Raw genomic sequence first — 25,912 nt, forward strand, 5'->3', positions numbered from 1 at the left:
TGATGCTGCTGTCGACCGAACAGCCAAAGTTTCTTGTGCAGCTATGCCGCGCATGTCAGGGACATGCGCAATAAGTGAGCGTGCCGTAGCGGAGGGAATATGAAGTTCGATGTGGTGATCGTAGGTGCCGGGCACGGCGGGGCACAGGTCGCAGTGATGCTGCGTACTCAAAAGTTCGAGGGCAGCATTGCGATCGTCGGCGAGGAACCTGAACTGCCCTACGAGCGACCGCCGTTGTCGAAAGAATATTTCGCCGGCGAGAAGGAATTCGAGCGCATCCAACTGCGTCCCGCCAAATATTGGGACGAGCGCGAAGTGACGATGCTTCTTGGTGAGCGGGTGGTTTCCGTCGACCCGGTGGGCCATATCGTCACGACCGACGATGGCAAGGCGATCGGTTACGGCAAACTCGTGTGGGCGACCGGCGGCCGTCCGCGCATGCTCTCGATTCCCGGCGGTGATCTTCCCGGCGTCCAGGGTGTGCGCACCCGCGCCGATGCCGATGCGATGAAGGCCGCCTCCGAAAGCGCACGTCAGATCGTTGTAATCGGTGGCGGTTATATCGGACTCGAGGCTGCGGCCGTGCTCACCAAGGCGGGCAAGAAGGTTGTTCTACTGGAAGCTCTGGACCGCGTCCTCGCACGCGTCGCCGGTGTCGAGTTGTCGCGCTTCTACGAAAAGGAGCATCGGGATCATGGTGTCGATCTGCGGCTTGGCGTCTGCATCGATGCAATCGAAGGCGAGAGCCGTGCCACCGGCGTGCAGTTGTCGAATGGCGAAGTGATTCCGGCCGATCTGGTCATCGTCGGCATCGGTATCGTTCCGGCCGTCGAACCGCTGCTCGCAGCGGGCGCCGAGGGCGGCAATGGCGTACTTGTTGACCGCTTCTGCAAGACGAGCCTTCCGAACATTTATGCAATCGGCGACTGCGCGGCGCATGAGAACGCATTCGCAGAAGGCGCGACGATCCGGCTCGAATCAGTGCAGAACGCCAACGACCAGGCGAATGTCGTCGCAAAGGGGATACTAGGCTACGAGAGTCCATATCATGCGATCCCGTGGTTCTGGTCCAACCAGTACGACCTCAAGCTTCAGACCGCGGGGCTGTCCACAGGGCACGATCAGGCGGTACTACGCGGCGATCCTGCCGCGCGCAGCTTCTCAATCGTCTACCTCAAGGCGGGCAGGGTAATCGCCATAGACTGCGTCAACGCGACGAAGGATTATGTTCAGGGCCGTATGATCGTGACGGCGGGGCTCGTGGCCCCATTCGAAAAGATTGCGGACACCGAAATATCACTAAAAACTCTTTTGCCTCACGAGACTCAAAGAGCGGAGTAGATCGTCCCTTGGATCTTATTGCTTCGGCGTGGCAACCGCCTTCCCGTCAAGCCCAGGAAGCGCAACCAGCTTAACCGGTCCCAGATCAGCTATTCCACCGATATGTCGGTGAAATTGTTTTGGGCCGCAGGATTAGCCCCTTGAGCATCGTCACCGGATCATAGGGACAACAGCCGCCATTGGCACCGTTGCCATAAGCCCGCTGCACTCCCAGCGTCGGGCGAAACGCCTCGAAGTCGAGCAGGCGGGGCTGGCCGCCTCCAGTCAGATGGACCGAATCTAATCAGCTGTAGAATGTCGAGAGTTTGATGGAGGCCGCCATCTTCAATGTTTTCGCGATGCCCCGCGCGCTCGAGCGATGCTCTGTTCGACATCGGCCCATGGCTGGCGATCGGGTGCGAAGGTTGCACGGATGTAGCGGACGAGGTCGGCAAGCTGGCGATCATCAATGTAGGCGCGGAACGCGGGCATCGTTCCGTGCGTTCCGGCCGCCGGCGTCGCGATTCCGTCCAGGATAACACGGATAAGATTATCGGGCCGGTCCGAACGGACGTTCGTGTTGAGTGCGAGTTGTGGACGAATTCCGAACAGGTCGCGCCTTTCCACACCGGTGTGGCACACGGCGCACGCGCCATCGTAGAGGCGAGCGGCTGGAGTGTCCGGCGTTGCCGCGATCGCGGCGTTCGATGCGGCGATCAGCGCATTCGCCGTCGCGGCGTCTTCACGACTATCTAGCGATGCGAGGTAATGCGCCATTGCCCGCACGTCAGCATCCGCCGCGTCGCGCAGTTCCGCCACGACCGGCGCCATCGGCCCTGCTGCCGACCCGTGGCGTGGAGCGTAGCCGTGGCGGAGATATTGGTAATAATCCGCCTCGCTCCAGCGCAGCGTTGAAGGTGATCGCTCTCCCAGCGCAGGAGCTTCCCAGCCATCTGCCTCGCCGCCGACAAGATAGCTACGGTCCCCCATTTCGGCGCCGAGCGCGTTGCGCGGGCTGTGACAGGCGGAGCAATGGCCGAGTCCGTCGACCAAGTAGCGGCCGCGGTTCCATTGCGCGCCGCGGTCGGGCATGGCCGCCATCGGCCCTTGCTTCAGAAACAGGGCGTTCCAGCCCGCAAGCGTGAACCGGAGGTTGAACGGGAAGGAAAGGCGCGTCGCGGGCGGGTTATGCCGTACTGCGGGCTGCGCCATCAGATAGGCATAGAGCGCCTCGAGGTCCGCATCGCTGGTCTTCGTGAAGTGGGTGTAGGGGAAGGCGGGGTAAAGGTGGCGTCCGTCCCCCGCGATGCCGCGCCGCATCGCGCGTTCGAACGCGGCGTAGGACCACGAACCGATGCCAGTTTCGGGATCTGGGGTTATGTTAGTGCCGTAGATCGTACCGAACGGACTTTCTATCGCATAACCGCCCGCGAAGCGCGCACCCCCGGGGGCCGTGTGACAGATCGCGCAGTCGCCAATGGCGGAAAGCTGACGGCCGCGCTCGATGGTCTGCGCGCTGTAAAGATTGGAAAGCGGACGATCGATTGGCGCAATTGCAGCGCGCCAGGGCAGTGCAGCACCAATCAGTCCGGCAAGACTCAGCGACGCGCCCGCGAATATCGTCATCCATGGCCTGACGCGCCTGCGCGTCGGCGCCACGGCGGCTGCCGCGAGCATCGTGACGCCCAGTGCCTCGCGCACCTTGTCGGCGGTGAAAGGCGGTTCGCGGAAGCGCACGCCGCAGGCATCATAAATTGCGTTGGCGATGGCCGCGGCGCTTGGAACCGAGGCGGATTCTCCCGCACCCAGTGGCGGCTGATCCGGCCGATCGATCATTCGGGTGTCAATGCGGGGTAATTGCGTGAAGGGCAGTATGGAATATCCGCCCCATTCGCGCTGAGCCGGCATGCCCTGAGCGAAGGTCACCTGCTCGCGCGTCGCGCGGCTGACCGATTGGATCACATTGCCGTGGATCTGGTGCTGCACCCCCGCTGGATTTACCATCATGCCCGCATCGTGGCCGTTGACGATACGGGTGACGGCGACCTCGCCCGTTTTGCGGTTGACCTCGACATCGGCGACCCATGCCGACCAAGCCGCTCCGTAGCCGGGAAAGGTGCTGTGAACGTAGAGCGCATAAGCGAAGCCGCGCCCGTACAGGATGTCGCCATCGCTGCCGTGCGATCCCCAGCGGTTGTGCGGTGTCCAGCCGGCCTGCTCTGCGGTCTGCAAGACCAGATCGCGCGCGCGGGAATCGTTGAGGTAGCGCAGCCGATACTCGATCGGGTCGACTTGCGCCTCTGCTGCGGCTTCATCGATCCAGCTTTCGTGCGCGAAGCTGTTAGGCAGCGCCGACACGCCGCGCAGCCAGGATGCGCGCACGATCGGTGGCATGTCGTGCACAGTCACGCGCATGTTTGCATAGTCGTAAGGCGCGACCGAGGTCCGATCGCCCATTTTCCAAGTCTCGGCGATCGGCGGGATCCGCCCCGTCAGCAGGAGTGCAAGTGTCGGCGCGCCGTTAGAAGGATAGCGCGACTGAAAATCGTAAGCCGTCACGTCGCCGGCGGCATCCAGTCCCCCGTCTATCTCGATGAGCTGGGCGGCTCCCTTTGGCTCCCAGATATGTTCCTGCTCCCGGGTGAGTTGTACGCGTACGGGTGCGCCCACCGCGCGCGACAGCAAAGCGGCATCGGCGCACACATCGTCGGCGCAGTTGCGGCCGTAACAGCCGGCGGCTTCCATGCGCACGATCTCGATGGCCTCGAGTGGCAGATTGAGCAGGTGGGCGATATCGGCGCGCAGTGGATAGGGGTTCTGTGTGCCCGACCAGATGGTGACCCCGTCTGGCCGCACGTCCGCCACGCCACAGGACGGGCCTATTGAGCCGTGGAGTTGATAGGGCCAGACATAGCGTCGCGGCAGGCGACGGTCGGCCTCGGCGAGCGCGCGCTCGACATCGCCCTTGTCCTGCAATCGGCGCGGGGTGGAAGGGTTCGTGCTGAGCGCGGCGACGAGATCGTCGAGCGGTCGCAGCTCAGGCACATCTTTCCAGATCGCCTTCAGCGCTGCCGCCGCCGCTTCGGCCTGCTCCTCGCGCTCGGATACGATACCGATGAAGTCGCCCTCCACCACTACCGCAACGATGCCACCTATATGCGCGATCGAAGCCTCATCCACGCTGATCAGGCTGGTGCCGACGAACGGGCCATGATCGACGCCGCCATAGGGTGGCCGCACTACCCGCCCGTGCAACATGCCAGCCACGCGCATATCGTGGACGAAGGTGAGCTCACCGGAGACCTTGGCGGGAATGTCGACACGCGGCTGCGGCCGGCCGACGACGCGATAGTCGGATGGCGCCTTGACGGGGTGGTTCTCGTCAAGTGGAAGCACGATGTGCCGTCCGCGCACGAGCTGCGCATAGTCGACCCGCGCGTCGATCTGGCGGCAGCTGATCGTCCCGTTATCGCTCGACAAGCTATCAGCTGCGACTTGAAGCCGGTCGGCCGCCAAGGCGATCAAGGCAGCGCGCGCCTGCGCCGCCGCCTTGCGAAGCGGGCGCGCGCTGTTCTGAATGCTGTCGCTGGCGATGGTGGGACCCTGATCCGGTGCACGGCCGGTATCGCCGAGCACGATCTCGACACGCGCAACCGAGACATCCAGTTCTTCGGCGACGATCTGCCCCAGTGCTGTACGGATGCCTTGGCCCAGATCGACGTGGCCGCAAAATCCAATCACCGATCCGTCGCCCGCGATGCAGATGAACGGCTCCAACAGGTCGCCGTCTTTGCGCGCGACCAGCAATATATCGGGCTCGCGTGCGAGGGCGCAGGCATCCAGCGCCGCGAGGCGCGAACGCATCACGCTCGGTCGTCCTTTGCGATCCGGATGGCGGCGCGAACAGAGTCGAGAATCTCAAGGTGCGCTCCGCACCGGCAGAGGTTATGGCGGAGCGCCTCGCGTATCTCGATATCGCTCGGATCAGGCACGGCATCGAGCAGTGCGGCGATGCGGATGATCATCCCGTTCAGGCAATAGCCGCATTGCGCACCTTGTCCTTCCACGAAGCCACGCTGGACGGCATGCATCTGGCCTGGCGGGGCCAGTCCTTCCAGCGTGGTAATGCGCCGGCCGGTCACCGCGCTGGCGGGCAGCACGCAACTGCGTGCCGCCGCGCCATCGACCAGCACCATGCACGCGCCGCATTCGCCCAGGCCGCAGCCATATTTGGGCCCGTTCAGGGCGAGGTCGTTACGTAGCACCGCCAACAGCGGCGTGTCGGCATCGACGAAAACCGTGTGGCGCTCGCCGTTAACGTCCAGAAGGCGCGCCTCAGGCATGTTCCGACGTGGTCAATGCGGGTCGATCACTGCCACATCGCGCGCCACATGATCGGCGATATCGAACAGCGAGTCGTCGCCAAAATGGCGACCGATCAATTGCAGGCCGATGGGCAGGCTCTGCGTCGGCCCGGGGAAGGCGAGCGCCGGAAGCCCGAGCAGGTTGGCGGTGACAGTGGGCAGCATTGTCCTGATGATCTCCGGCATGGGAATGCCGCCGGGCTGGTCGGCGTCATTAGCGAACGGCATGCGCCAGCACACAGGCGCCAGCACCGCGTCAAATGGCTCAGTCAGCGCCCGCCATCGACGAAGCAGCGCTCCGCGGCCGGCTAGCGCCGCCGCATAGCCAGCCGGGTCAATGCGGTCAGCCAGCGGCCGCAGTGCTGCCGCGGCGTTGCGAACGAGGGGGTCGCCCAAATCGTCGATCCGCTGGAACAGGCCACCCTTCCCTTCGGCTAGCAGGATCATGTAGAAAGAATATAACTCCTCCCATAACGGTATTTCGAGGGTCTCAACCGAAAATCCGGCGGCTTCGAATTGCGTTGCCGCGAGCGCGAGCGAGTCGACGACCTCTTGGTCGACACCGCTGGCGGGGGCGGCCAGCAGAGCGATCCGCCCTTGCGGCGTGCGGGCACGAGGCTCCGCATCGATGAACCAGGGATCGCGCGGATCGGCGCCCCGCATGCCGTGCAGCCCCAGCCGCAGATCCTCGACCGAGCGCGCGATTGGTCCTTGCGTCACCATGAGCTGCGACAGCAAGGGCCTTTCTGGCGCTCCCGGATCATAGTTGGGTATAGCGCCAAGGCTCGGTTTGAAACCGAATACGCCGCAGCAGGCGGCGGGATGCCGGATCGAGCCCGCCAGGTCCGATCCGTGCGCCACCGCACACATGCCGGTTGCGACCGCGACTGCCGCTCCCCCGCTCGAACCTCCGCACGTGATTGCGCTGTCGTGCGGATTCAGCGTCGCGCCATGCAGCGCGTTCGACGTAAACCAACGCCAGGAAAAGGCGGGCACGTTGGTGCGGCCGAACAGAATTGCGTCCGCCCGGCGCAGGCTGGCGACAACCGGAGCGTCTTCCGTCGCGATAGCGTCACGAAACGCCACGACGCCGTTAGAGGTCGCGCAGCCGCGTTGGGCGACATTGGTCTTCGTCGTGACGGGCACCCCGTCGAGCGGCCCACCCGGCTCTCCCTGTGCGCGCCGCGCGTCGGACGCGCGCGCAACCGCGATCGCCTCCTCGCGTCGATCGTCGACAATCGCATTGAGGATCGGATTAACCGCATCGACACGGTCAAGAAACGAACGGAGCACGTCCTCCGCCGACAGTTCTCCAGCAGCGACGGCGCGGGCAATTCTGGCAACCCCCCATTGCCATGGCGCATCCGTCGCCATCCTAAAGGTCCAATCCAGCGGTCACGCAACCGATCCCGGTCACGCCCAAGCCACCGTCAGCGTTGATCACCGCGCCGGTTGTAACCTTTGACGCCGTGCGCGATGAGAGCAGCACATAGGAAGCCGCGTAATCCTCGGCTTGAGGTGATATCGCGAGCGGAATGGCTCTGGCAATCGACTCGTCGCTGCGACCTTCTATCAGCGAGCGTCCATCCAGATGAAGCGCGGCGGGTCCGCTCAGGTTGGAATGCAACGCACCCGGCGCGACCGCGTTGACGCGGATCTTGGGCGCGAGTTCATGCGCGAGCTGGCGGACCAGACCAACAACAGCATGTTTCGAAGCTGTGTACAAAGGCCCGCCCCCTCCGGGATAGAAGCCTGCGTTGGAGATGGTGAAGACCATGTTCCCGCGGGTAGCGGCGAGCGCGTGTGCCGCTGCACGTGCGCCGAGAAGGCCACCGCGGACGTTGATTGCGAAAAGCTCGTCGAAAGCCTGTTCAATTTTTTCGGCTGGAAGATCGATTACCGAAAGGCCGCCGTCCCAGATGCCAGCATTAGCGATGAAGACATCGAGCTTGCCGAATGTCGCGGTCGCCATCTCCACCGCCCGCTCATTGTCGGCGAGGCGCGAAACATCACCATGCACAGCGGCGACGGAATCGCCGAGCTCAGCGGCGACGGACGCCAGTCGCGTCGCATCGCGATCAAACACGACGACACGCGCGCCTTCGTTCACGAACCGACGGACAATAGCCAAGCCCAATCCCGACGCGCCGCCCGTCACGACAGCGACGTCTCCACTCAACCAACCCATTTCAATCTCCCTAATATCTTCGACTACGCTGATTTGCGCATACTCCAGCCGCCTTCCCTCAGCCCATCGAGCAGCCGGATGCGGGCGTGGTCGACATGGTCGTGTACCAATGTCGCAAAATCGTCGGCCTTACGGCGCAAAAAAGCCTGGATGAGGGCGTCATGTTCGTCCTGCGCTTCGTCGAGGTCGCCGGTCAGATACACCTCCATGCGAATATAGGGCTCAAGCCGATTTCGGATCGTCTCAAGAACGCGCGCGTGCTGCGGCAAGCCGGCCGGGGCCAGCAACGCGTCGTGAAATTCGACATTGAGATCGAACCAGCGCAACCGATCGCGCGTGTCACCCGATGTCGTGCATTTTACTAGCGCGCCAAGTTCCATGTTCATTTTCTGAACGATAGCGACATCGTCGGCGCTTCGGCGCTCCGCCGCTACCCGCGCGAGCTTGACTTCGATCATGGCCCGCAGGTCAAAAAGCTCTTGTATCTCGTCCAAATCTAGGGAGGTCACCGAATAGCCACGATTGGCATGAAGAACGACCAATCCTTCGGCAACGAGCCGTGGAAGAGCTTCGCGCAACGGGCCTCGGCTGACGCCTAGCCGCGCGGCCATCTCTTCTTGCCGTAGCATTTGCCCCGGCGCCAACACGCCATTAAGAATCGCAACCCTGATTTGATTGTAGACAGCTCCCGGCAGCGCGCCGCGCGACTCCGAAAAAACGGCCTGTTTTTCCTTCATTGTCAAATTGCTCCTCAAGAATATTAGACAATATTTACAGCAATAGGTGCGAAATTCAACCCGCCTTATTCGGAGTGGGCCTGATGCTTGCGGGATGAGTTTTTAACATATTGAAATTCAATAATTCTTTCAGATTTAGCAAAAAATTCGCGCGTTGCTTGACTCAAGGGCCGAGCATGATATTGTCGACAATCCTGAAACGATGCGGTGGACCCAATGCAGCTCGATCAATCGCAGTATGTCTCGTCCGATGGCGCACAAGTTCGACGTTCCATCTATTCCGATGAAGCTGTCTATCGCCGTGAGCTCGAAGAAATTTTCTCGAAGCGCTGGCTTCTTGTCGGCCATGAAAGCCAGTTGTCGACAAAATCATCCTATTTTACATCGTTCATGGGCGAGGACCCCGTCGTGGTCACCCGCGGCTCTGACGGAAAGATCAATGTCTTCCTCAATGCCTGCAGCCATCGCGGGGCGAGGATTTGCCTTGACGACTCGGGCGAGGCCAGCCGGCTAGTCTGTCCATATCACGCATGGACCTTCGCGATGGACGGGCAGCTGGTCGGCGTGCCGCTCAATAATCGGCTTTATGGCGGCCTGAACAAAGAAGCCTTCGGCTTGAAATGTGTCGCGCAGGTTGAGGAAATGTTCGGGTTGATTTTTGCCACGTTCGCCAGCGACGCTCCGCCGCTTCGCGACGAGCTTGGTGGACTGATCCCCTTTCTGGAGGCGATCTTTGCCCGGACGCCGAGTGGGGTAACATTGGTTGGCAAGCCGCAAAAATGGCGTGTGCCGACGAATTGGAAGGTATATTCCGACAATTTTGCTGGCGACGAATATCATGTCGGCTCCACCCATGGGTCAGCGGTTGAGACGATCGGGTTGGATTGGGACACTTATCTTCGCGGCATCATGCACTGCGCGCTCCCCGGAGGGCATGGCTTTGCCGGACATTTCCATTTTCCCGACGGCGTGGAGAGGCCGTACACGCCAGTTGAGCAGCCGGACATGTTAAGTCCGGCCACTCAAGCCTATTATCAATCGGTTGTCGACAAGCTCGATGAGCGCGTCAGTCCTATCCACGGGCGGTGTCAGTGGGTCGCGGGCAACGTCTTTCCAAACTGGTCGCTGCTCCCGGTGTTCAACACTTTTCGTATCGCGCATCCCAAGGGCCCCGGAGAGATCGAGCTCTGGTCTTATGTTTATGTCGACAAAGAGGCGCCTGACGACGTTCGTAGGGAACTGAGCAAGTTCTACAATTTCAACTTTGGTCCGGCCGGCATCATCGAACAGGATGATTCCGCAGTGTGGGAGAGTATCTACGTCTCCTCCAAAGGCCAGCAGGGCCGCGACGCGATCTCCCATTTCCATATGGGGCTGGGGAATGAGGCCTGGCATGAGGGCCTGGGTTGCTTCGTGACCGACCAGCTGAGCGAAGCCGCGCAGCGCAACTTCTACAAGCAGTGGGCAAGCGCGATCGGAACTCGGTCATGAGCCGGGTCGCCGTCGATCCTGAGTGCTATCTGGCCGTCGAGCAGTTTCTTTATCGCGAGGCACGACTGCTCGATGAGCGTGACTTCGAGGGTTGGCTGGGAATCCTCGCCCCTGACATCCACTATTGGGCTCCGAACCGCGTGAACCGCATTGTCAGCGCAAAGCCCGGCGATCGCGACGTGGCGCATGAATTGAGCCCGGTTGGCGATCCCGCAATCTACGATGAAACGTTCGAGGACCTGAGGCTTCGCATCGCGCGCACGACTACTGCCAAGCAGCTTTGGTGCGAAAACCCGCCTTCCCGGGTGCGGCACATGATCTCTAATATTGAGGCGTATGTCGCCGATGAGGCGGACGAAGAACTCGATGTTTATTCAAACTTCGTTGTCTATCAAGCTCGCTTCGATGAAGCAGGAACTACGTTCTTTGGTGCTCGAATCGACCGGTTACGTAAGGTCAATGGCAATCTGATGATTGCAAAGCGGAAAATTATTCTTGATTTAACTGTAATTCCGACTGGGGCCGTTACAGTATTCTTTTAGAATTTTGTAAATCGGATTTTTCTGATCGAAAATTTGGGGGAGGTATGAGCATGCTGGGCAGACTTTTAATCGTCTTGTGTGGAACCACATCGGCAGTGGCGCTGGGATCACCGGCTCGTGCCCAGACGGAGGCCGCACCTGCTGATACGCAAGCGGCGCCCTCGGGCTCCGACATTGTCGTCACCGCCCAGCGCCGCTCGGAAACTGTGCGTGAGGCGCCCGCTGCAATCACAGCTTTAGGCCCGCTGACTTTGCAGAATAACGCGATCCGCGACTTCCAAGGGATCGCACAGATTGTGCCAAATCTCCAATCCTATTCGCCCTATGGCGAAGGCGCGACGCCGGTGTTCACGATGCGCGGTATTGCCGCGAACGATTATGCGATGAACAATGGTCGTCCGATTGCGATCTATCTCGATGACAGTGTGCGCGGCCTGAGCATTTTCGAGGCGGTGCCATTGTATGACATGGAGCGTGTAGAAGTGCTTCGCGGGCCGCAGGGCGCACTTTACGGGCGCAATGCCACTGCCGGAGCGATTTTGGCGATCACACGCAAGCCCGGTTTCGAAACCGAGGGTTATGTCACGGCCAGCTATGGCAACCTTGACCGCAGGCACATTGACGGTGCCATCAATCTCCCCTTGTCGGACAAGGTCGCGGTTCGGCTTGCGACCACCTACACGAAGGACGATGGATATGTGACGAACCGGTTCCCCGGCGGTCGCAACCAAAGCCAGACCGATGTTTTTTCGGCGCGGGGCAGCATCCGGTATGATTCCGGTGATGGTCTCGATGTGGTTGCGCGAGGTTATTACGCACGCTCTGGGGGGGAGGCCGCGGGGGTTCTGCCCAAGAATATCAATCCAGCCTTCATTCCGGCCAATGTGCGCGATGGTTTGGGTTTTTATGAGACCAGTGCCAATTTCCAGCGCGAGAAGGATTTTGAAGGTTATGGCTTCAGCCTGAACCTCGAAGCGCCTCTTGGATCATTTGCGGATTTTGCGCTCACTGCCTCTTATGATCATGCAACTTTTCTGGCGCCGCTTGACGATGACGGGCTGCCGGTCTCCATCATCGATGGCGATTTCAACGTCCGCGGTGCCCGTCAATTTTATGCAGAAGCCCGGCTGTCCTCCAGCGGGGATAACGGACTGGACTGGTTGATTGGCGCCAATTACGTCAACGATCGCGCTGCTGTCGAAAACGCTCTTCGCTTTTTCAATGATCCTGCTTTTTACACACCGGGCACGGGTTACACGGTGACGCCGACCTTTGGCGGGCCGCTCAATGGCGCGCCGTTTAACCAGTTTAACGCCTTTGTTCAAAAACGTGACGGGTTCGCGGTGTTCGGTCGGCTCACCTACGAAGTGTCACCCGGATTTTCGCTTACCGGCGGCATTCGTTACAGCCGCGACACGGTCAAAGCGCAAGATTACGGTGGTTGCATCACTCTTGCGCCGGTGCCGGTAGGTGCGCCCAATTTTGATAATTTCTGCACCTTCACCAACGCCCCGGTATTCCCTGTAATTCTGGGCTTTGCCGATGCCAATCTCTCCCGGAGTTCGGACAATATTAGCATTGAAGCCGTGGCTTCCTATGAAGTGACTGGTCAATTGAACGTCTATGCGTCCTACAAGCAAGGTTACCGAGCCGGCGCCGTGGCTAGCCAAGCTTTTGCCGCGGCCAATCTGGCTTATATTGTCGATCCGGAAAAGGCTCGGAGCTTCGAAGTTGGCCTGAAAGGCGAATGGTTCGATCGCCGGGTGCAAGTCAATGTTGCGGCGTTCCATCAGGAATCCAAGGATCTGCAGACATACAAGTATATTGCTGGCGCCCAGATTGTCGGCAATGTTGATGGCCGCGTTTACGGCGTGGAGGTGGAGACGACGCTTCGCCCATTCGACGCACTGGTTCTCAATGCCAGTCTGACAGCGCAGAAACCAGAGTATCGCGGATCACTTCTCGGGTTTCCGACCATTGGTGAGCAGTTGATCGGCGCATCAAAGTATACTGCTGGATTCAACGGGACGTTGACACTGTTTGACAACAAATCAGGTAAACTTAGCCTTTTCGGCAATGCTCAATACAAGTCGCGCCAGTTCTTTGATCCCGTCAACACGATCGAGTTTTCCCAGCCGGGATATTGGCTTGTTGATGCCAGGTTGAGCTACGCGCCGTCTGAGAAACTAACCATATCGCTGTTCGGCAAAAATCTGACCAAGACAGAATATACGCCCTATGGCTTCGCCGCCCGCAACGATTTCGGATATGACATTTTCCAGCGGGGAGAGCCCCGCACCTATGGGGTTGAGGCAAGCTTTCACTTCTAAATATCCAGAATCACGAACAGAAAGACAGGAGCAACCGTGTCGCACAATGTTACTTATCTTAATCCAGAAGGGCTTGCGCCAGCTCAAGGCCTCTATTCGCAGGCGGGACGGGTGGATGGAGGGCGAACGCACTTTATCGCCGGCCAGCTCTCGGTCGGCGGCGATGGTGAAATAGCTGGCGTGGGCGATTTCGCGGCCCAGTTTGAGCAAGTCTTCGATAATCTCGGCGCTGTCCTCGACAAGCTCGGCATGGGTTTTGACGATATCGTGAAGTTCAACACCTATCTGTTGGACGCCGATATGATCGATCTCTTTATGGCCGAGCGAGCCAAGCGGTTCCCAGCGCTGTTCCGCACCGACGTCTATCCGCCCAACACGTTGTTGGTTGTCAATCGCCTGGTTGATGCCCGCTTCATGATCGAGGTCGAGGCCGTCGCGGTGTCGGGAAGCTGAGGATCATAGCTATGCCCCGAGTGACCGCCGGAATCGCCATGTCCCATGCTCCAGGCATGATAGGCTGGCCGGAAACAATAGGCGAGGCCGAGCGTCACCGCATGGAGGCGGCGTGCGCGCAGATCGCAACATATCTGGATGAACGGCGACCCGATGTCCTGATCGCCTTTCTTGATGATCATTTCGAGCAGATGTACCGCTCGCTGACTCCCACCTTTGCAATCGGGGTCGCGGATATGCATTCGGGCCCCCCCGAGTATTGGCAACCTGTGTTGCGCATGGATGGTGCCAAAGACATTCCAGGCTCCCCCAAGTTCGCAGAACATCTCCTCCGCGAAACCGTCCATGCCGGGTTTGACGTCGCACGGGTGGGTCCGGTCGAATACGGCAACAACCTGATCGTTGTTTTGGAACTGATCCGCAATGCCTATGACATCCCGGTCATACCGGTGTTCCTCAACGTCTACACCCCGCCCCTGCCGACGATGCGCCGGGCTTATGCCTTCGGCGAAGCGATCCGTGCGGCGGTGGATGCTTATGGCGAGGACATCGATGTCGGCTTTTTGGCAACGGGTGGGCTATCGCACTCGCCGCCGATCTGGCTCGAACATGTGCATGGCGGTCGTGAGGAGGAATTCCATCCATATCTCCAGAACATCAAACGCTTCCAGCATGAGGGGCGCGCTGTTCTTGACGATATTCCAGACTTGATGACGCAAATGGCGGAACTCGAGCAGGACATGATGCGAACGTCCAATGAGCCGTTGACCAATCCTGAATGGGACCTCGCGTTTCTCGATGTCATCACGTCTGGCGACGCCCACCGCGTCCAGGCGATGAGCTATGACGAGATCGAGGCTGGCGGCGGCTTCGGCGCACATGAGGTGCTGAACTGGGCTGCGCTGATGGGGGCGATGAATGGCGCCCCCGCAACTCTCGTCGATTATCAATCCGTGCCGGAATGGATCACGGGCATTGGATATATGACCTATTAAATTCGCCCTCGCGGAGAATTGAAATTCAAGGAGTATGTAATGAAGTTGCTTTCCATCCGCCACGACGACAAGGAGCATGTCGCCGAACTTGAAGGCGAGACATTGCACCTGCTCGACGCGCCGTCCATGTTGGCCCTCATTGACGCTGGCGGGGCAGTACGCACCGGCGCCACGCTTCCGCTTGAAGGGGTTGCTATACTGGCGCCGATCCCGCGACCGCGACGCAACATCCTGTGCGTCGGCAAAAACTATCACGCGCACGCCCACGAATTCACGCGGAGTGGCTTTGATTCCAGCGCATCAAGTGCGGCCGACGCGATTCCCGAGCACCCGATCCTGTTCACAAAATTTCCCGAGACCGTAATCGCTTCGGGCGACCTCATCCCTTATCCCGACGGCGTGTCGGAAGCGGTCGATTATGAAGCCGAGATTGCGGTCGTGATCGGGAAGACCTGCCGGCGCGTAAGTAAGGCTGACGCGCTGGCTCATGTCTTCGGCTACACCTTGATCAACGATGTCACTGCTCGCGACCTGCAGAAGCTTCACAAGCAGTGGTTTATTGGCAAGTCGCTCGATGGTTTCTGTCCGATGGGCCCTGCTCTAGTGACCGCGGACTCGGTTGCCGTCGATGCGATCGATATCGAATGCCGTGTCAATGGCGAGCAGCGTCAGGCGGCTATCAGTCGCGATCTGATCTTTGATATCCCTACATTAATCGAAACGCTGTCAGCGGGGATCACCCTGTACCCCGGTGATGTGATCGCGACCGGTACACCGGTGGGCGTCGGAATCGGTTTCGATCCGCCAAAATATCTGAAGAAGGGGGACGTGGTGGAAGTCTCTTCGAGCGTGATCGGTCTCCTGACCAACAGCGTAGCCTGAGCTACTATGAAAGAGCCCATGCTCTGAGCAAGCCTCGCTCGCCAATATCATTGGCACTCAAATGATATCGGCTTCAAGCCGGTAAGGGCGCGATCTTAACGGAGAGCTATGGTGTATAAAAACCTGATCGGCGGTGATTGGGTCGGTTCTGACCGTTTTCGGCGAAACGTCAATCCTTCCGATCTCGACGAGGTTATTGGCGAATATGCGCAGGCGACGGCGGCCGACACGGACGCGGCGATAGCGAGCGCGCACGCCGCATCAGATGGCTGGGCCGTCGCGTCCCCGCAAGCGAAGTTTGACGCGCTCGACTTCGTCGGCACGGAGCTGCTTGCGCGGGCGGATGAACTGGGCAATCTACTCGCGCGCGAAGAAGGCAAAATCCTGATCGAGGCGGTCGCCGAAGTGCGACGCGCGGGCCAGATATTCAAATTCTTCGCCGGCGAATCGGTTCGTACCGGCGGAGAGCAGTTGGCGTCCATCCGCGAGGGTGTCGACGTTGAGGTGACCCGCGAGGCACTGGGTGTCGTGGGCCTGATCACGCCCTGGAATTTTCCGATTGCGATACCTGCCTGGAAGACGGCGGCGGCACTCGCACACGGCAATTGCGTCGTTCTGAAACCCGCCGACAGCGTACCGGCAAGCGCTTGGGCGCTAGCCGAGATCATCAGCCGATCGCCTATGCCGCGCGGCGTCTTCAATCTGGCGATGGGCCGCGGACGCGTGGTCGGGCAACGGTTGGTGGAGGATGCGCGCGTTGCAGGCATCAGTTTTACCGGATCGACCCCGACTGGAAGGTTGCTGCGAACGACTGCCACCGAGCGCGGCGCCAAGCTCCAGCTCGAAATGGGCGGCAAGAACCCGCTGGTCGTCCTGGATGATGCCAATCTCGACGTTGCGATAGAGTGCGCGGTCAACGGTGCCTTTTTTTCCACGGGACAGCGGTGTACAGCTTCATCGCGCCTGATCGTACAGAAAGGCATCTATTCCCGCTTTGTCGCGGCGTTGGCCAAACGTGTCTCCAACTTGCGGGTAGGCCATGCGCTCGATCCTGAAGTCCAAATCGGTCCAGTGACCGATGAAGATCAACTGCGCCAAAATCTCGAATATATTAAGATCGGCCAAGACGAGGGGGCCCGCCTGGCCTGCGGCGGCGATCTGGTCGACCGCCCGACACGAGGCTTTTTCCTTCAGCCCGCCCTGTTCGTGGACGCCGACAATGCGATGCGTATCGCGCGCGAGGAGATATTCGGCCCGGTCGCCTGTGTTATCCCCGCGGATGATTTCGAGCACGCCCTCGCCCTCGCCAATGACACGCCGTTCGGGCTCAGCGCCGGGATCTGCACCACCTCGCTCAGCTATGCCCGCTCGTTCAAGCGCCGGGCCTTGGCGGGTATGGTGATGGTCAACCTGCCGACCGCTGGCGTTGACTATCATGTCCCCTTCGGTGGCCGGAAGCAGTCGAGCTTTGGTCCTCGCGAGCAGGGCAGCCATGCCCGCGACTTTTTCACCATTGTCAAAACCAGCTACATAGGTTGACCCATATGACATCACATCAGACACTCGGGGCGCGCGCGGGCAGCATCGGGACCGCAACGGTCGATGAACTCGTCGCAATGGCCGAGTCCAAGAACCTCCATCTCCAGCGGGTGACCTGGGTCCACCACTGGACCGAGGGTCTTTTCAGCTTCCGCATCGAGCGCCCGCCCAGCTTTCGTTTTCGCTCGGGCGAGTTTGTCATGATCGGTCTGACGGACGGTGATCGGCCGCTGATGCGCGCCTATTCAATCGCCAGCCCAAGCTGGGAAGATCATTTGGAGTTTTTCTCGGTCAAGGTGCCGAATGGTCCGTTGACTTCACGTCTCCAGCACCTTGAACCGGGCAACCTCATATTCCTTGGGAGGAAGCCCACCGGCACCTTGGTGCTCGACGCGCTTTTGCCGGGTCGGCGTTTATTCATGGTGGGGACCGGTACCGGCCTCGCCCCGTTTCTTTCGGTTTTGCGCGACCCGGATACGCACGAGAAATTCGAACAGATCATTATCACTCATACGGTTCGCGAAGAGCAGGAACTAGCCTACCGGAATTTCCTGGAAGAAGAAATCCGAAATGACGAGATCTTCGGTGAGATGTTGCGGGACCGCTTCGTCTATTATCCCACCGTCACCCGAGGCGAGTTCAAGACGCCCGGCCGCATAACTGATCGTATTCGAGAGGGCGCTTTCGCGGAGGATCTTGGGCTGATTGGCAACCGTTTTCAGCCCGACGCATCCCGCGTGATGGTGTGCGGCTCGATGGCATTCAACAAGGACATGGCGGCGATGCTTGATGAGCACGGGATGGTCGAGGGCAGCAATGCGGCGCCTGGCTCCTATGTTCTGGAACGCGCGTTTGTGGGATAATATTGTTTGTACACAAATGATATTGACTGACCATGCAAGCAGGCATAGGTTCAACGCGACTGGAGACGCGTTCTGTGGATGAGGGTTCAAAATCGGATCAAGGGGATGGCCTTTTCCCCAAAGCCGTGACGGTGTTGGCCAAATCGCGTCCGCCTGAGCGGATGCGCGAAGGCAAGGTCGAGTGCAATGCCTGTCCGGTATTGTGCAAGATCGCAGACGGAGCGACTGGCGCATGTGACCGTTGGGGCAATGTTGCCGGCGATTTGATCCGCGTCGACCCCGTGCTGCTGATGGAGCGGGCAAAGGCCTCTGGCACCGCGATCGTTCCCTTCGCGGAGGGTGACGGGCTGAGTGGTGCGCGATCCTATTTCGTGACCGGGGTTGGTGCGGGGACGACCTATCCGGACTACAAGCCCGCACCGTTCATTGTCGCGTCGAAGCAGGATGATGTCGACATGGTCACCGTCGTGACCGAAGGCATTTTCAGTTATTGCAGCTTCAAGGTGAAGGTCGATACCGACCGCTATCTAGGGGACGAGGCGGCACCGATCCGTTATGCAGGCGAGCATGTGGGTCACGTCGCGACAGCCGAATATGGCTCGCAGATGCTCAATCTCGGCGGCGTGCACCATCTGACCGGCGGTTCAAAGCCCGAAGGCCGGGCGACCGTCAAGATGATGATGGAGCTGGGCAACAAGCAGCCCATCGACCTGGAGATAGAAGGTGGCGCGAAAATCACGGTCGAGGCGGGCAAGCCGCCGATTGTAAATGGCGTACCAGAGCAACGGATGCGCGTGGGATGCGGATCGGCGACGATCGGCATCTTCGCCAAACAATGGTGGGGGCTGGTCGACGAGGTGGTCGTCCTTGACGATCATATCACCGGCGTCTTGACAGAGCATCAGGCAGGAAAATGCCTCGATATGCCGCCTTCGGGCATCAAGATGGGGGGGCGCCGCTCCACTCCGGGGCGTTACTTCCAGATCGCGAATCCCGGTTCCGGCTGGGGCGGCACCGACCTGACGGATCCGCTCAAATGCCTCGTTGGCTTCGACCCGAAGGTCGCGAGGCCGGGTCTGAGGCTACTCATTACCTCTACCACTGGCGAGGATGCCGCCTATTTCGAGCTTGACGAGGCACTGCAACCGGTGGCGAAGCCAATGCCGCTCGCGCTTGCGCATGTGATTGAGCGCATCGCGGAGAATTGCGAACCTTCGTTGGCGACGGTGCTGTTCGTCGGGGGGGCGGGCGGCTCTCTGCGCGCGGGCGCGACGGAAAATCCTGTGGCACTCACGCGCTCGATCAAAAATCGCCTAGTCAACGTTACCTGCGGCGGGGTGCCGACCTATGTCTGGCCGGGCGGCGGCATCACCGTGATGGTTGATGTGGCCCAGATGCCGAATAACAGCTTCGGCTATGTGCCGACACCGGCGATCGTAGCGCCGATCGAGTTTACCATGCGGCTCGATGATTATCGTGCGCTCGGCGGACATATGGATGCGATTGTGTCGGTTGAGGACTTGCTGCGCGAGCCACATCATCAACTCGCGGCATGGGCGGGAGACCAGCCGTGGCCGCTGCTTCCCACCAAGGCGCCGCAATGATGGCCGCGGCGCGTTCGCGCTTGCCGGACGGCCGCTGGCATTTTCAGCATGGGCCGATTGATCTCGTCATTGGTGCGGATGGTGACGGTGATGCTGTTTCGGGCGGAATTGAAGGCGCTTGGGCGCGTTTTTCGGGGTTGCTGCACGAGTTGGCCGCCGAACTGCCTCTTCTGCGCGCCGACGTGTCCGCCGGTCAGGAGCCGCAAGGGCCTGTAGCGCGCCGGATGTGGCGTGCGGCATTGATGCATCGACCCTATTTTATCACGCCCATGGTCGCCGTGGCCGGCGCGGTTGCCGAGGAAATGATCGGTTACTTCCGCTGCGAGCCGGGTGTCAGTCGCGCCTATGTCAACAATGGCGGAGACATTGCCCTCCATCTTACCGGCAGGACGCGGTTTCGCATCGGGGTGTTCGGCGATATCGCACGGCTATGTCTCGAGGGCGCCTCGGCGCTCAGCCGGCACGAAGCAGTAATCGAGGTTGGCGCTGACGACGGGATTGGCGGTATTGCCACGAGCGGATGGCGTGGCCGCAGCCATAGCCTTGGCATCGCTGACAGCGTGACCGTGCTGGCAGGCGATGCCGCCACGGCCGATGCCGCGGCGACGATGATCGCCAACGCGGTCGACATAGCCGACCCACGCATCGTGCGTACGCCAGCCAGCCAGATCGACTCCGACAGCGATCTCGGTGCGCGGCTCGTCACGCGTGATGTGCCGCCGCTCGACGCGCGCGCGATCGAGGCGGCGATGGAAAGCGGGCTGGCGGAAGCGCGCAAGCTCATGGCGCGGGGCTTGATCGAGCAGGCCTATCTCCAGCTTCAGGGGCATTGCCGAATAGTCAGCGCAAGCGACGGCCTCAATGTGTCTCATCCTCCAATCGCAGCATGACGAAGGCATTATGATCGAGATCAAACGCATTTTCACTCAGGTCGAGGAAATTCGGCACGAATTTGGCCCGGCACCCGCTATCCCGCTCTTGCGCGGCGCGGCGGCGGCCGTGGTCGCCAATCCTTATGCCGGGCGTTACGAGCCTGATATCCTGCCGATGATGGCCGCACTCGAACCGGTCGGCGAGACTGTGGCGAAGGTGCTCATGGCCGCCATGGGCATCGGTGCGACACAAATTTCAGGCTACGGCAAAGGCGCTATCGTCGGTGCGGCGGGGGAGTTGGAGCATGGGGCGTTGTGGCATGTGCCCGGCGGCTATGCGATGCGTCGAGTTCTCGATCCGATTGGCGGTGGCAAGGCGATCGTACCGTCAGCCAAGAAGGTCGGCGGCCCCGGTGCAAGGCTCGACGTGCCGATCACCCACCACAACGCTTCTTACGTACGTGGCAATTTCGACGCGATCGAATTGAGTGTGCCTGGCGCACCGCGCGACGACGAAATGGTTCTGATTCTCGCAATGACGACAGGACCGCGCATTCACGATCGCGTCGGCGGTCTGCAGGCCGGCGACGTCAAGACCCTGGATGGATTGAGGTAAAGCATATGACCGCTAATATCAGAAAAATCGTCGTGCAGGTCGACGAGGTGCGCCGTGAACAAGGCCAGGACGTCTCGCCGCCCACGCGCCGCGTGGTCGCGATGGCGGTGATCGAAAATCCGTATGCTGGCCGCTATTCAGCCGGGTTGGACGAATTGATAGCGATTGGCGAGGAACTGGGCGGCCTGCTCGGCGCGCGCGCGGTCGCCGCGCTGGGCATCGCGCCAATGGAGGCGGAAAGCTACGGCAAGGCGGCGATAGTCGGAGAGCGCGGCGAGCTTGAACATGCCGCCGCGATACTGCACCCCAAGCTCGGCGCGCCGCTTCGCGTGGCGGTCGAGAACGGCGCGGCCTTGGTGCCGTCGGCCAAGAAGATCGGCGGGCTCGGCACTGCTATCGACATTCCGCTGGGTCACAAGAATGCCGCCTATGTCCGCAGTCACTTCGATGCGATCGAGGCGCGTATCGCAGATGCGCCGCGCGCAAATGAGATCGTGGTTGCTGTCGCCGTCACCGATAGTGGTCGTCCGCTTCCCCGTATCGGTGGCCTGGCAAAGGACGAGATCGTCGGTCAAGACGGCCTGCGCTGAATCAGGGAAAGGAATGTGACATGGCTGGTCCCGTCGTCGAACAAGTCCCTTTGGGCAAACTGGTCGTCAAGAATATCGGGCTATTGCTGACGGGCGACATTGATCGCCCGGTGAGCGATGCTGACACGCTGGTGGCCGTCGATGGACGGATCGCCGGGGTGGGCAGGTCGGCCGATATCGACACCGGCAATGCTGACCAGGTGATAGACGCCAAGGGAACAGCGGTCGCGCCCGGCCTGATTGACAGTCACGTCCACCCGGTCTTCGGCGACTGGACTCCCCGGCAGAGCCAGCTCAACTGGATCGATTCGAGTTTGCATGGCGGGGTGACATCCATGATCTCGGCGGGCGAAGTCCATCTCCCCGGCCGTCCCAAAGATATAGTTGGATTGAAGGCGCTCGCGATCACTGCACAGCGTGCCTATTCCAATTTCCGGCCCGGCGGGGTGAAGGTCCATGCTGGCGCGCCGGTGATTGAGCAGGGCATGGAGGAGCATGATTTCCGTGAATTGGCCGAAGCCGGTGTCACCCTGCTGGGTGAGATCGGATTGGGTTCGGTAAAGGCCGGCGCCGAGGCCGCGCAAATGGTGGCTTGGGCGCGCAAATATGGCATTCAGTCGACCATCCACACTGGCGGCCCATCAATTCCGGGATCGGGACTGATCGACAAGGATGTGGTGCTGGAGGCTGACGCCGACGTGATCGGGCATATTAACGGTGGGCATACGTCGTTATCTGAAGCCCATGTGTGCGAGTTATGCGAGCGATCGTCACGCGCGATCGAGATCGTTCACAACGGTAACGAAAAGACAGGTATCGCTGCCGCCAAAGCCGCGGTCGAACTGAAATGTCCGCATCGCGTCATTTTGGGTACGGACGGTCCGGCGGGTTCGGGAGTCCAGCCGCTCGGCATCGTGCGGCTGATCGCACTGCTTTCCAGCCTCGGCGGGCTGCGACCGGAAGATGTGTTCTGTTTTGCCACGGGCAATACCGCCCGCATCCGCGGGCTGGAGAGCGGGCTGATAGAGGTCGGTCGTCCGGCCGATCTCGTGTTCCTGGACAAGGCGCAACACAGCGCCGGGCGGGATATGCTGGATAGCGTCGCGCTGGGCGACATTCCTGGGGTCGGCATGGTCATGATCGACGGCATCGTACGATGCGGTCGCAGCCGCAACACCCCGCCTGCAGACAGAATTCCCATCATTCTCTAATCTGAAGGTAGCAACGATGACCGCAATGACCCCTCTCCTGTGGGATGATCCTTTTCGTCTGGTCGAGCAGTTTACCAGCGAGGAGCGATTGGTTTTCGAAACTGCCCAGGCTTATGCTCGCGACAAACTGTTGCCGCGCGTATTGTCGGCGACGCGTGAGGAGCGATTTGATCGCGAGATCATGAGCGAACTGGGCGAACTCGGCCTTCTCGGCGCGACCATCGAGGGCTATGGGTGCGCAGGTGTCAGCCACGTGGCATATGGGCTTGTGGCGCGCGCGGTCGAGCGCGTTGACTCCGGTTACCGTTCGGCCATGAGCGTCCAGTCCTCACTCGTGATGCACCCGATCCACGCCTATGGAACCGAGGCGCAACGCGAGAAATGGCTGCCGGGACTCGCCGCGGGCACCTTAATTGGCTGTTTTGGCCTTACGGAGCCCGATGCGGGGTCAGACCCCGGAAGGATGAAATCGCGCGCTAAAAAGGTCGATGGCGGCTATGTCCTGAACGGTTCGAAAATGTGGATCACTAACGCGCCGATTGCCGACGTTGCTGTGGTTTGGGCTAAGACCGAGGATGACGTGATCCGAGGATTCGTGCTTGAGCGCGGGGCGAAGGGTCTGAGTTTCCCCAAGATCGAAGGCAAGATGTCGCTGCGCGCGTCGGTCACGGGCGAGATTGTGATGGATGACGTTTTTGTTCCCGAGGGAAATTATCTGCCGGGCGCGAAGGGACTGGCCGGTCCGTTCGGTTGCCTCAACAAGGCGCGTTACGGGATAGCCTGGGGCGCGATGGGCGCTGCGGAGGATTGCTGGTTCCGCGCCCGGCAATATACGCTGGATCGCCAGCAATTCGGCAGACCGCTTGCGGCGACGCAACTTGTTCAGATAAAGTTGGCCAATATGCAGAGCGAGATCGCGCTCGGGCTCAATGCGGCGCTGGCGGTTGGCCGGGCGATTGACGCGGGCAATTGGTCGCCAGAGATGATCAGCCTGATCAAGCGTAACAATTGTGGCAAGGCGCTCGACATCGCCCGCGTGGCGCGCGACATGCACGGTGGTAACGGTATCGCGGATGAGTTTCACGTCATTCGCCATTTGGTCAATCTCGAGACGGTGAACACCTATGAAGGAACGCATGATATCCATGGCCTGATCCTCGGCCGCACGATTACCGGCATCGCGGCTTTCTGAAGTCATGACCCGGCCGCTTGAGAACATCCGGGTACTCGACCTGAGTCGCGTTTTGGCCGGCCCTTGGGCTACCCAGATGTTGGGTGATCTTGGTGCCGAGATTGTCAAGGTTGAGCGGCCGAGCAGCGGTGATGACACCCGCAGCTGGGGGCCGCCGTGGTATGGCGATCCAAAAGAACAGCGGTCAGCTTATTTCATGGCGGCAAACCGAAACAAGTCTTCGGTGGCGATCGACATGTCTGTGCCTGAAGGCGCGGATCTGATCCGCGAACTTGCCAAGCGTTCGGATGTCGTGGTCGAAAATTTCAAGACCGGGGGGCTCGCGCAATACGGGCTTGATTATGCCAGCCTCGCGGCGATTAATCCTCGGCTCGTTTATTGTTCGATCACTGGCTTCGGGCAAGATGGTCCCCGCGCCGCGCAGCCCGGTTACGACCTAATGATCCAGGCGCTGTCAGGGTTGATGAGCATCACCGGGGAACCAGATCGCGAGCCCCAGAAAGTGGGGGTTGCGCTCGTAGACGTTATGACCGGTTTGCACGCGGTGATTGCCATCCTCGCTGCGCTTCATCAGCGCGCTTCGACCGGAGTGGGTCAATATATCGATCTGGCCCTGTTCGATGTCGCCGTCTCCGCACTTGCGAACCAGGCATCAAACTATCTCGTCTCCGGAACGGTGCCAGGACGACTGGGCAATGCACATCCAAATATCGTGCCCTATCAGGTGTTCGATACCGCCGATGGGCAAATCGTTCTTGCCATCGGGAACGATCGCCAGTTCGCGGATTTCGCGACAATCATTGGGCGGCCAGAATGGGCCACCGACGATCGGTTCCGTACCAACGCAGCGCGTGTAGCCAACCGGTCGGTCATGGTTGAAGAGATAGCAAGCGTGTTGCGAGAATATTCTACTGTCCACTGCGTGACAATCTTCGGGAAAGCTGGGCTACCGCACGCACCCATTAACGATATCGCGTCCGCACTTGACGATCCGCAAGCAATCCATCGCGGATTGCGGATGCCGGCAAGCGTTGGGTTCAGCGTCGCCGGTCCTCTGCGCTTCTCGGGGTCGACTGCCGAGCAACCGCGAACTCCAGCCAAGCTGGGCCAGCATAGCAAAAGCGTGCTGCGCGATGTGCTCGATATTGACCGCGATACAATCGAATCGTTGATGCAGCGCCGGGTAATTGCCGTCAGTTGAGCTTTGATAGCAGATCATGCAATTGGGCACGCTCGCTCATTGTTAGCGGTGCGAGGGTGGCCCGGGTCACTTCATGACCTACGCACTCGAGATCCTCGGCCAGCTTTAGTCCGGTGGAAGTAATGGTAAGGAGCATCCGGCGTTTGTCGCGGGGATCAGGCAATCGTCGTATAAACCCTCGATCATGCAATCGCGCAACGACCCCCATAATCGTTGAAGGGTCGACAAATACGAGGCGACCGAGCTGATTCTGCGACACACGACCCTCGTCGCGGATTTTGATCAGGGCGGTGAATTGTAGCGGGCTCAAGCCCGAATGGCTGAAGTGCTGGGCGAAGATCGCACTAGCTCGCTGATGGGCACGGCGGATCAATAAGCCGATCTGATCATCGACGTGATAATCGCCATTCTGAGGCTGCTCAGGTTCCTCGTCCCCGGATGTCGTTTGTCTACTCATGATTAGCTGCTAGTCGACACCGGCGTGCTTCGCCAGTCTCTTGTCCACACCTACCCGCGTTTGGCTAACCACGGCGCTGAGAATCCATTCCGGCGCTTCTCGATTGATTGTGGACCGATGGCGGCTAAACTTGAGGCGGCTGTTTCACGCCGCTTAGAGTGAGATCAGAGAGAAAAGATGTTGTGGCTGCGAAAGCAACGGCGGAGAATAGATCCTTTCGACCCCTGTCGTGGCCTGTTGCGACACGGCGCCAGCCTGTGAGTTGACCTGACATGATCTCGATGCGGCCCCATCGTCTTTATCGGCGCTTATGGGAAGGGCCATGTTCCGGGAGTTTTGGTCGGGGATGCAGGGCATACGCCGTCTTCCTGCAAGTCATCGCGGAACCAGTCGGCAGCATAACCTTGGTCGGCTAGCATCCATTGCGCTTGGGGCAGACTGCCGAACAAAGCTGCCGCGCCAGCG

General features: G+C 60.3%; 22 protein-coding genes. 16 read left to right on the top strand and 6 right to left on the bottom strand.

What is annotated here, in order from left to right; all coding sequences use genetic code 11:
• Window positions 1-99: 99 nt before the first annotated feature.
• On the top strand, window positions 100-1,341 hold the full coding sequence (locus ACTJI5_RS21615) for an NAD(P)/FAD-dependent oxidoreductase (protein WP_440861763.1): 1,242 nt from the start codon (window positions 100-102) through the stop codon (window positions 1,339-1,341).
• A 324-nt stretch (window positions 1,342-1,665) separates the two neighbouring features.
• Here ACTJI5_RS21615 and ACTJI5_RS21620 read toward each other — a convergent pair whose 3' ends face one another.
• From ACTJI5_RS21620 to ACTJI5_RS21640, 5 genes are read right to left on the bottom strand one after another with little or no spacing between them, the layout of a single operon-like run.
• Window positions 1,666-5,184 carry a molybdopterin cofactor-binding domain-containing protein gene (locus ACTJI5_RS21620; protein WP_440861764.1) on the bottom strand — a complete coding sequence of 1,173 codons (3,519 nt, stop codon included), beginning with the start codon at window positions 5,182-5,184 and terminating at the stop codon, window positions 1,666-1,668.
• On the bottom strand, window positions 5,184-5,663 hold the full coding sequence (locus ACTJI5_RS21625; RefSeq protein ID WP_440861765.1) for a (2Fe-2S)-binding protein: 480 nt from the start codon (window positions 5,661-5,663) through the stop codon (window positions 5,184-5,186). The genes ACTJI5_RS21620 and ACTJI5_RS21625 overlap by 1 nt, the downstream gene beginning before the upstream one ends.
• A gap of 12 nt (window positions 5,664-5,675) precedes the next feature.
• Window positions 5,676-7,058 (bottom strand): amidase, encoded by a 1,383-nt coding sequence (locus tag ACTJI5_RS21630; RefSeq protein ID WP_440861766.1) that lies wholly within the window; start codon window positions 7,056-7,058, stop codon window positions 5,676-5,678.
• Window position 7,059: 1 nt separating this feature from the next.
• Window positions 7,060-7,872, bottom strand: coding sequence for a 3-(cis-5,6-dihydroxycyclohexa-1,3-dien-1-yl)propanoate dehydrogenase (gene hcaB / locus ACTJI5_RS21635; RefSeq protein WP_440861767.1), 813 nt, complete (start codon window positions 7,870-7,872; stop codon window positions 7,060-7,062).
• A 23-nt stretch (window positions 7,873-7,895) separates the two neighbouring features.
• A complete protein-coding gene (locus tag ACTJI5_RS21640) occupies window positions 7,896-8,609 on the bottom strand; it encodes a GntR family transcriptional regulator (RefSeq protein ID WP_411341015.1) in 714 nt (237 codons plus the stop codon).
• 216 nt (window positions 8,610-8,825) lie between these two features.
• Between ACTJI5_RS21640 and ACTJI5_RS21645 the strand changes: the two genes are divergently transcribed.
• From ACTJI5_RS21645 to ACTJI5_RS21715, 15 genes are all read left to right on the top strand, one after another.
• A complete protein-coding gene (locus ACTJI5_RS21645; RefSeq protein WP_411341016.1) occupies window positions 8,826-10,100 on the top strand; it encodes an aromatic ring-hydroxylating oxygenase subunit alpha in 1,275 nt (424 codons plus the stop codon).
• A complete protein-coding gene (locus tag ACTJI5_RS21650) occupies window positions 10,097-10,642 on the top strand; it encodes an aromatic-ring-hydroxylating dioxygenase subunit beta (RefSeq protein WP_411341017.1) in 546 nt (181 codons plus the stop codon). Before ACTJI5_RS21645 ends, ACTJI5_RS21650 begins: the two co-directional genes overlap by 4 nt.
• Before the next feature lie 44 nt (window positions 10,643-10,686).
• Window positions 10,687-12,972: a TonB-dependent receptor gene (locus tag ACTJI5_RS21655; RefSeq protein ID WP_440861768.1), complete on the top strand. Its 2,286-nt coding sequence runs from the start codon at window positions 10,687-10,689 to the stop codon at window positions 12,970-12,972.
• A 36-nt stretch (window positions 12,973-13,008) separates the two neighbouring features.
• Window positions 13,009-13,425 (top strand): RidA family protein, encoded by a 417-nt coding sequence (locus tag ACTJI5_RS21660; RefSeq protein ID WP_411341019.1) that lies wholly within the window; start codon window positions 13,009-13,011, stop codon window positions 13,423-13,425.
• 11 nt (window positions 13,426-13,436) lie between these two features.
• On the top strand, window positions 13,437-14,420 hold the full coding sequence (locus ACTJI5_RS21665) for a hypothetical protein (RefSeq protein ID WP_411341020.1): 984 nt from the start codon (window positions 13,437-13,439) through the stop codon (window positions 14,418-14,420).
• Window positions 14,421-14,459: 39 nt separating this feature from the next.
• A complete protein-coding gene (locus ACTJI5_RS21670) occupies window positions 14,460-15,302 on the top strand; it encodes a fumarylacetoacetate hydrolase family protein (protein WP_440861769.1) in 843 nt (280 codons plus the stop codon).
• A gap of 108 nt (window positions 15,303-15,410) precedes the next feature.
• On the top strand, window positions 15,411-16,841 hold the full coding sequence (locus tag ACTJI5_RS21675) for an aldehyde dehydrogenase family protein (protein WP_440861770.1): 1,431 nt from the start codon (window positions 15,411-15,413) through the stop codon (window positions 16,839-16,841).
• Between the two features lie 5 nt (window positions 16,842-16,846).
• Window positions 16,847-17,704 carry a ferredoxin--NADP reductase gene (locus tag ACTJI5_RS21680; protein WP_411341023.1) on the top strand — a complete coding sequence of 286 codons (858 nt, stop codon included), beginning with the start codon at window positions 16,847-16,849 and terminating at the stop codon, window positions 17,702-17,704.
• A gap of 74 nt (window positions 17,705-17,778) precedes the next feature.
• Window positions 17,779-19,308 (top strand): hypothetical protein, encoded by a 1,530-nt coding sequence (locus ACTJI5_RS21685; protein WP_440861771.1) that lies wholly within the window; start codon window positions 17,779-17,781, stop codon window positions 19,306-19,308.
• Complete coding sequence (locus tag ACTJI5_RS21690) at window positions 19,305-20,198, top strand: UPF0280 family protein (protein WP_440861772.1); 894 nt, start codon at window positions 19,305-19,307, stop codon at window positions 20,196-20,198. Before ACTJI5_RS21685 ends, ACTJI5_RS21690 begins: the two co-directional genes overlap by 4 nt.
• 10 nt (window positions 20,199-20,208) lie before the next feature.
• On the top strand, window positions 20,209-20,796 hold the full coding sequence (locus tag ACTJI5_RS21695) for an amino acid synthesis family protein (RefSeq protein WP_411341026.1): 588 nt from the start codon (window positions 20,209-20,211) through the stop codon (window positions 20,794-20,796).
• A gap of 5 nt (window positions 20,797-20,801) precedes the next feature.
• Window positions 20,802-21,386: an amino acid synthesis family protein gene (locus tag ACTJI5_RS21700; RefSeq protein ID WP_411341027.1), complete on the top strand. Its 585-nt coding sequence runs from the start codon at window positions 20,802-20,804 to the stop codon at window positions 21,384-21,386.
• 20 nt (window positions 21,387-21,406) lie between these two features.
• Window positions 21,407-22,597 (top strand): amidohydrolase family protein, encoded by a 1,191-nt coding sequence (locus ACTJI5_RS21705; RefSeq protein WP_411341028.1) that lies wholly within the window; start codon window positions 21,407-21,409, stop codon window positions 22,595-22,597.
• Between the two features lie 16 nt (window positions 22,598-22,613).
• On the top strand, window positions 22,614-23,789 hold the full coding sequence (locus tag ACTJI5_RS21710; protein ID WP_411341029.1) for an acyl-CoA dehydrogenase: 1,176 nt from the start codon (window positions 22,614-22,616) through the stop codon (window positions 23,787-23,789).
• A 4-nt stretch (window positions 23,790-23,793) separates the two neighbouring features.
• Window positions 23,794-24,990 carry a CaiB/BaiF CoA transferase family protein gene (locus tag ACTJI5_RS21715; RefSeq protein WP_440861773.1) on the top strand — a complete coding sequence of 399 codons (1,197 nt, stop codon included), beginning with the start codon at window positions 23,794-23,796 and terminating at the stop codon, window positions 24,988-24,990.
• On the opposite strand, the gene ACTJI5_RS21720 is transcribed toward ACTJI5_RS21715, so the two are convergent.
• On the bottom strand, window positions 24,983-25,447 hold the full coding sequence (locus ACTJI5_RS21720; RefSeq protein ID WP_440861774.1) for a MarR family winged helix-turn-helix transcriptional regulator: 465 nt from the start codon (window positions 25,445-25,447) through the stop codon (window positions 24,983-24,985). The two genes, ACTJI5_RS21715 and ACTJI5_RS21720, sit on opposite strands and share 8 nt — an antisense overlap.
• Between the last annotated feature and the right edge of the window lie 465 nt (window positions 25,448-25,912).

The sequence above is a fragment of the Sphingopyxis sp. 22461 genome, from assembly GCF_052044915.1.
In the GTDB taxonomy this organism is placed as follows: Bacteria; Pseudomonadota; Alphaproteobacteria; order Sphingomonadales; family Sphingomonadaceae; genus Sphingopyxis.

Excerpts from the sequence above, each read along its gene's own strand:
- ACTJI5_RS21615 (WP_440861763.1), top strand. The coding sequence starts at position 100 with ATGAAGTTCGATGTGGTGATCGTAGGTGCCGGGCACGGCGGGGCACAG.
- ACTJI5_RS21620 (WP_440861764.1), bottom strand. The coding sequence starts at position 5,184 with ATGCGTTCGCGCCTCGCGGCGCTGGATGCCTGCGCCCTCGCACGCGAG.
- ACTJI5_RS21625 (WP_440861765.1), bottom strand. The coding sequence starts at position 5,663 with ATGCCTGAGGCGCGCCTTCTGGACGTTAACGGCGAGCGCCACACGGTT.
- ACTJI5_RS21630 (WP_440861766.1), bottom strand. The coding sequence starts at position 7,058 with ATGGCGACGGATGCGCCATGGCAATGGGGGGTTGCCAGAATTGCCCGC.
- hcaB (WP_440861767.1), bottom strand. The coding sequence starts at position 7,872 with ATGGGTTGGTTGAGTGGAGACGTCGCTGTCGTGACGGGCGGCGCGTCG.
- ACTJI5_RS21640 (WP_411341015.1), bottom strand. The coding sequence starts at position 8,609 with ATGAAGGAAAAACAGGCCGTTTTTTCGGAGTCGCGCGGCGCGCTGCCG.
- ACTJI5_RS21645 (WP_411341016.1), top strand. The coding sequence starts at position 8,826 with ATGCAGCTCGATCAATCGCAGTATGTCTCGTCCGATGGCGCACAAGTT.
- ACTJI5_RS21650 (WP_411341017.1), top strand. The coding sequence starts at position 10,097 with ATGAGCCGGGTCGCCGTCGATCCTGAGTGCTATCTGGCCGTCGAGCAG.
- ACTJI5_RS21655 (WP_440861768.1), top strand. The coding sequence starts at position 10,687 with ATGAGCATGCTGGGCAGACTTTTAATCGTCTTGTGTGGAACCACATCG.
- ACTJI5_RS21665 (WP_411341020.1), top strand. The coding sequence starts at position 13,437 with ATGCCCCGAGTGACCGCCGGAATCGCCATGTCCCATGCTCCAGGCATG.
- ACTJI5_RS21670 (WP_440861769.1), top strand. The coding sequence starts at position 14,460 with ATGAAGTTGCTTTCCATCCGCCACGACGACAAGGAGCATGTCGCCGAA.
- ACTJI5_RS21675 (WP_440861770.1), top strand. The coding sequence starts at position 15,411 with ATGGTGTATAAAAACCTGATCGGCGGTGATTGGGTCGGTTCTGACCGT.
- ACTJI5_RS21680 (WP_411341023.1), top strand. The coding sequence starts at position 16,847 with ATGACATCACATCAGACACTCGGGGCGCGCGCGGGCAGCATCGGGACC.
- ACTJI5_RS21690 (WP_440861772.1), top strand. The coding sequence starts at position 19,305 with ATGATGGCCGCGGCGCGTTCGCGCTTGCCGGACGGCCGCTGGCATTTT.
- ACTJI5_RS21695 (WP_411341026.1), top strand. The coding sequence starts at position 20,209 with ATGATCGAGATCAAACGCATTTTCACTCAGGTCGAGGAAATTCGGCAC.
- ACTJI5_RS21700 (WP_411341027.1), top strand. The coding sequence starts at position 20,802 with ATGACCGCTAATATCAGAAAAATCGTCGTGCAGGTCGACGAGGTGCGC.
- ACTJI5_RS21705 (WP_411341028.1), top strand. The coding sequence starts at position 21,407 with ATGGCTGGTCCCGTCGTCGAACAAGTCCCTTTGGGCAAACTGGTCGTC.
- ACTJI5_RS21710 (WP_411341029.1), top strand. The coding sequence starts at position 22,614 with ATGACCGCAATGACCCCTCTCCTGTGGGATGATCCTTTTCGTCTGGTC.
- ACTJI5_RS21715 (WP_440861773.1), top strand. The coding sequence starts at position 23,794 with ATGACCCGGCCGCTTGAGAACATCCGGGTACTCGACCTGAGTCGCGTT.
- ACTJI5_RS21720 (WP_440861774.1), bottom strand. The coding sequence starts at position 25,447 with ATGAGTAGACAAACGACATCCGGGGACGAGGAACCTGAGCAGCCTCAG.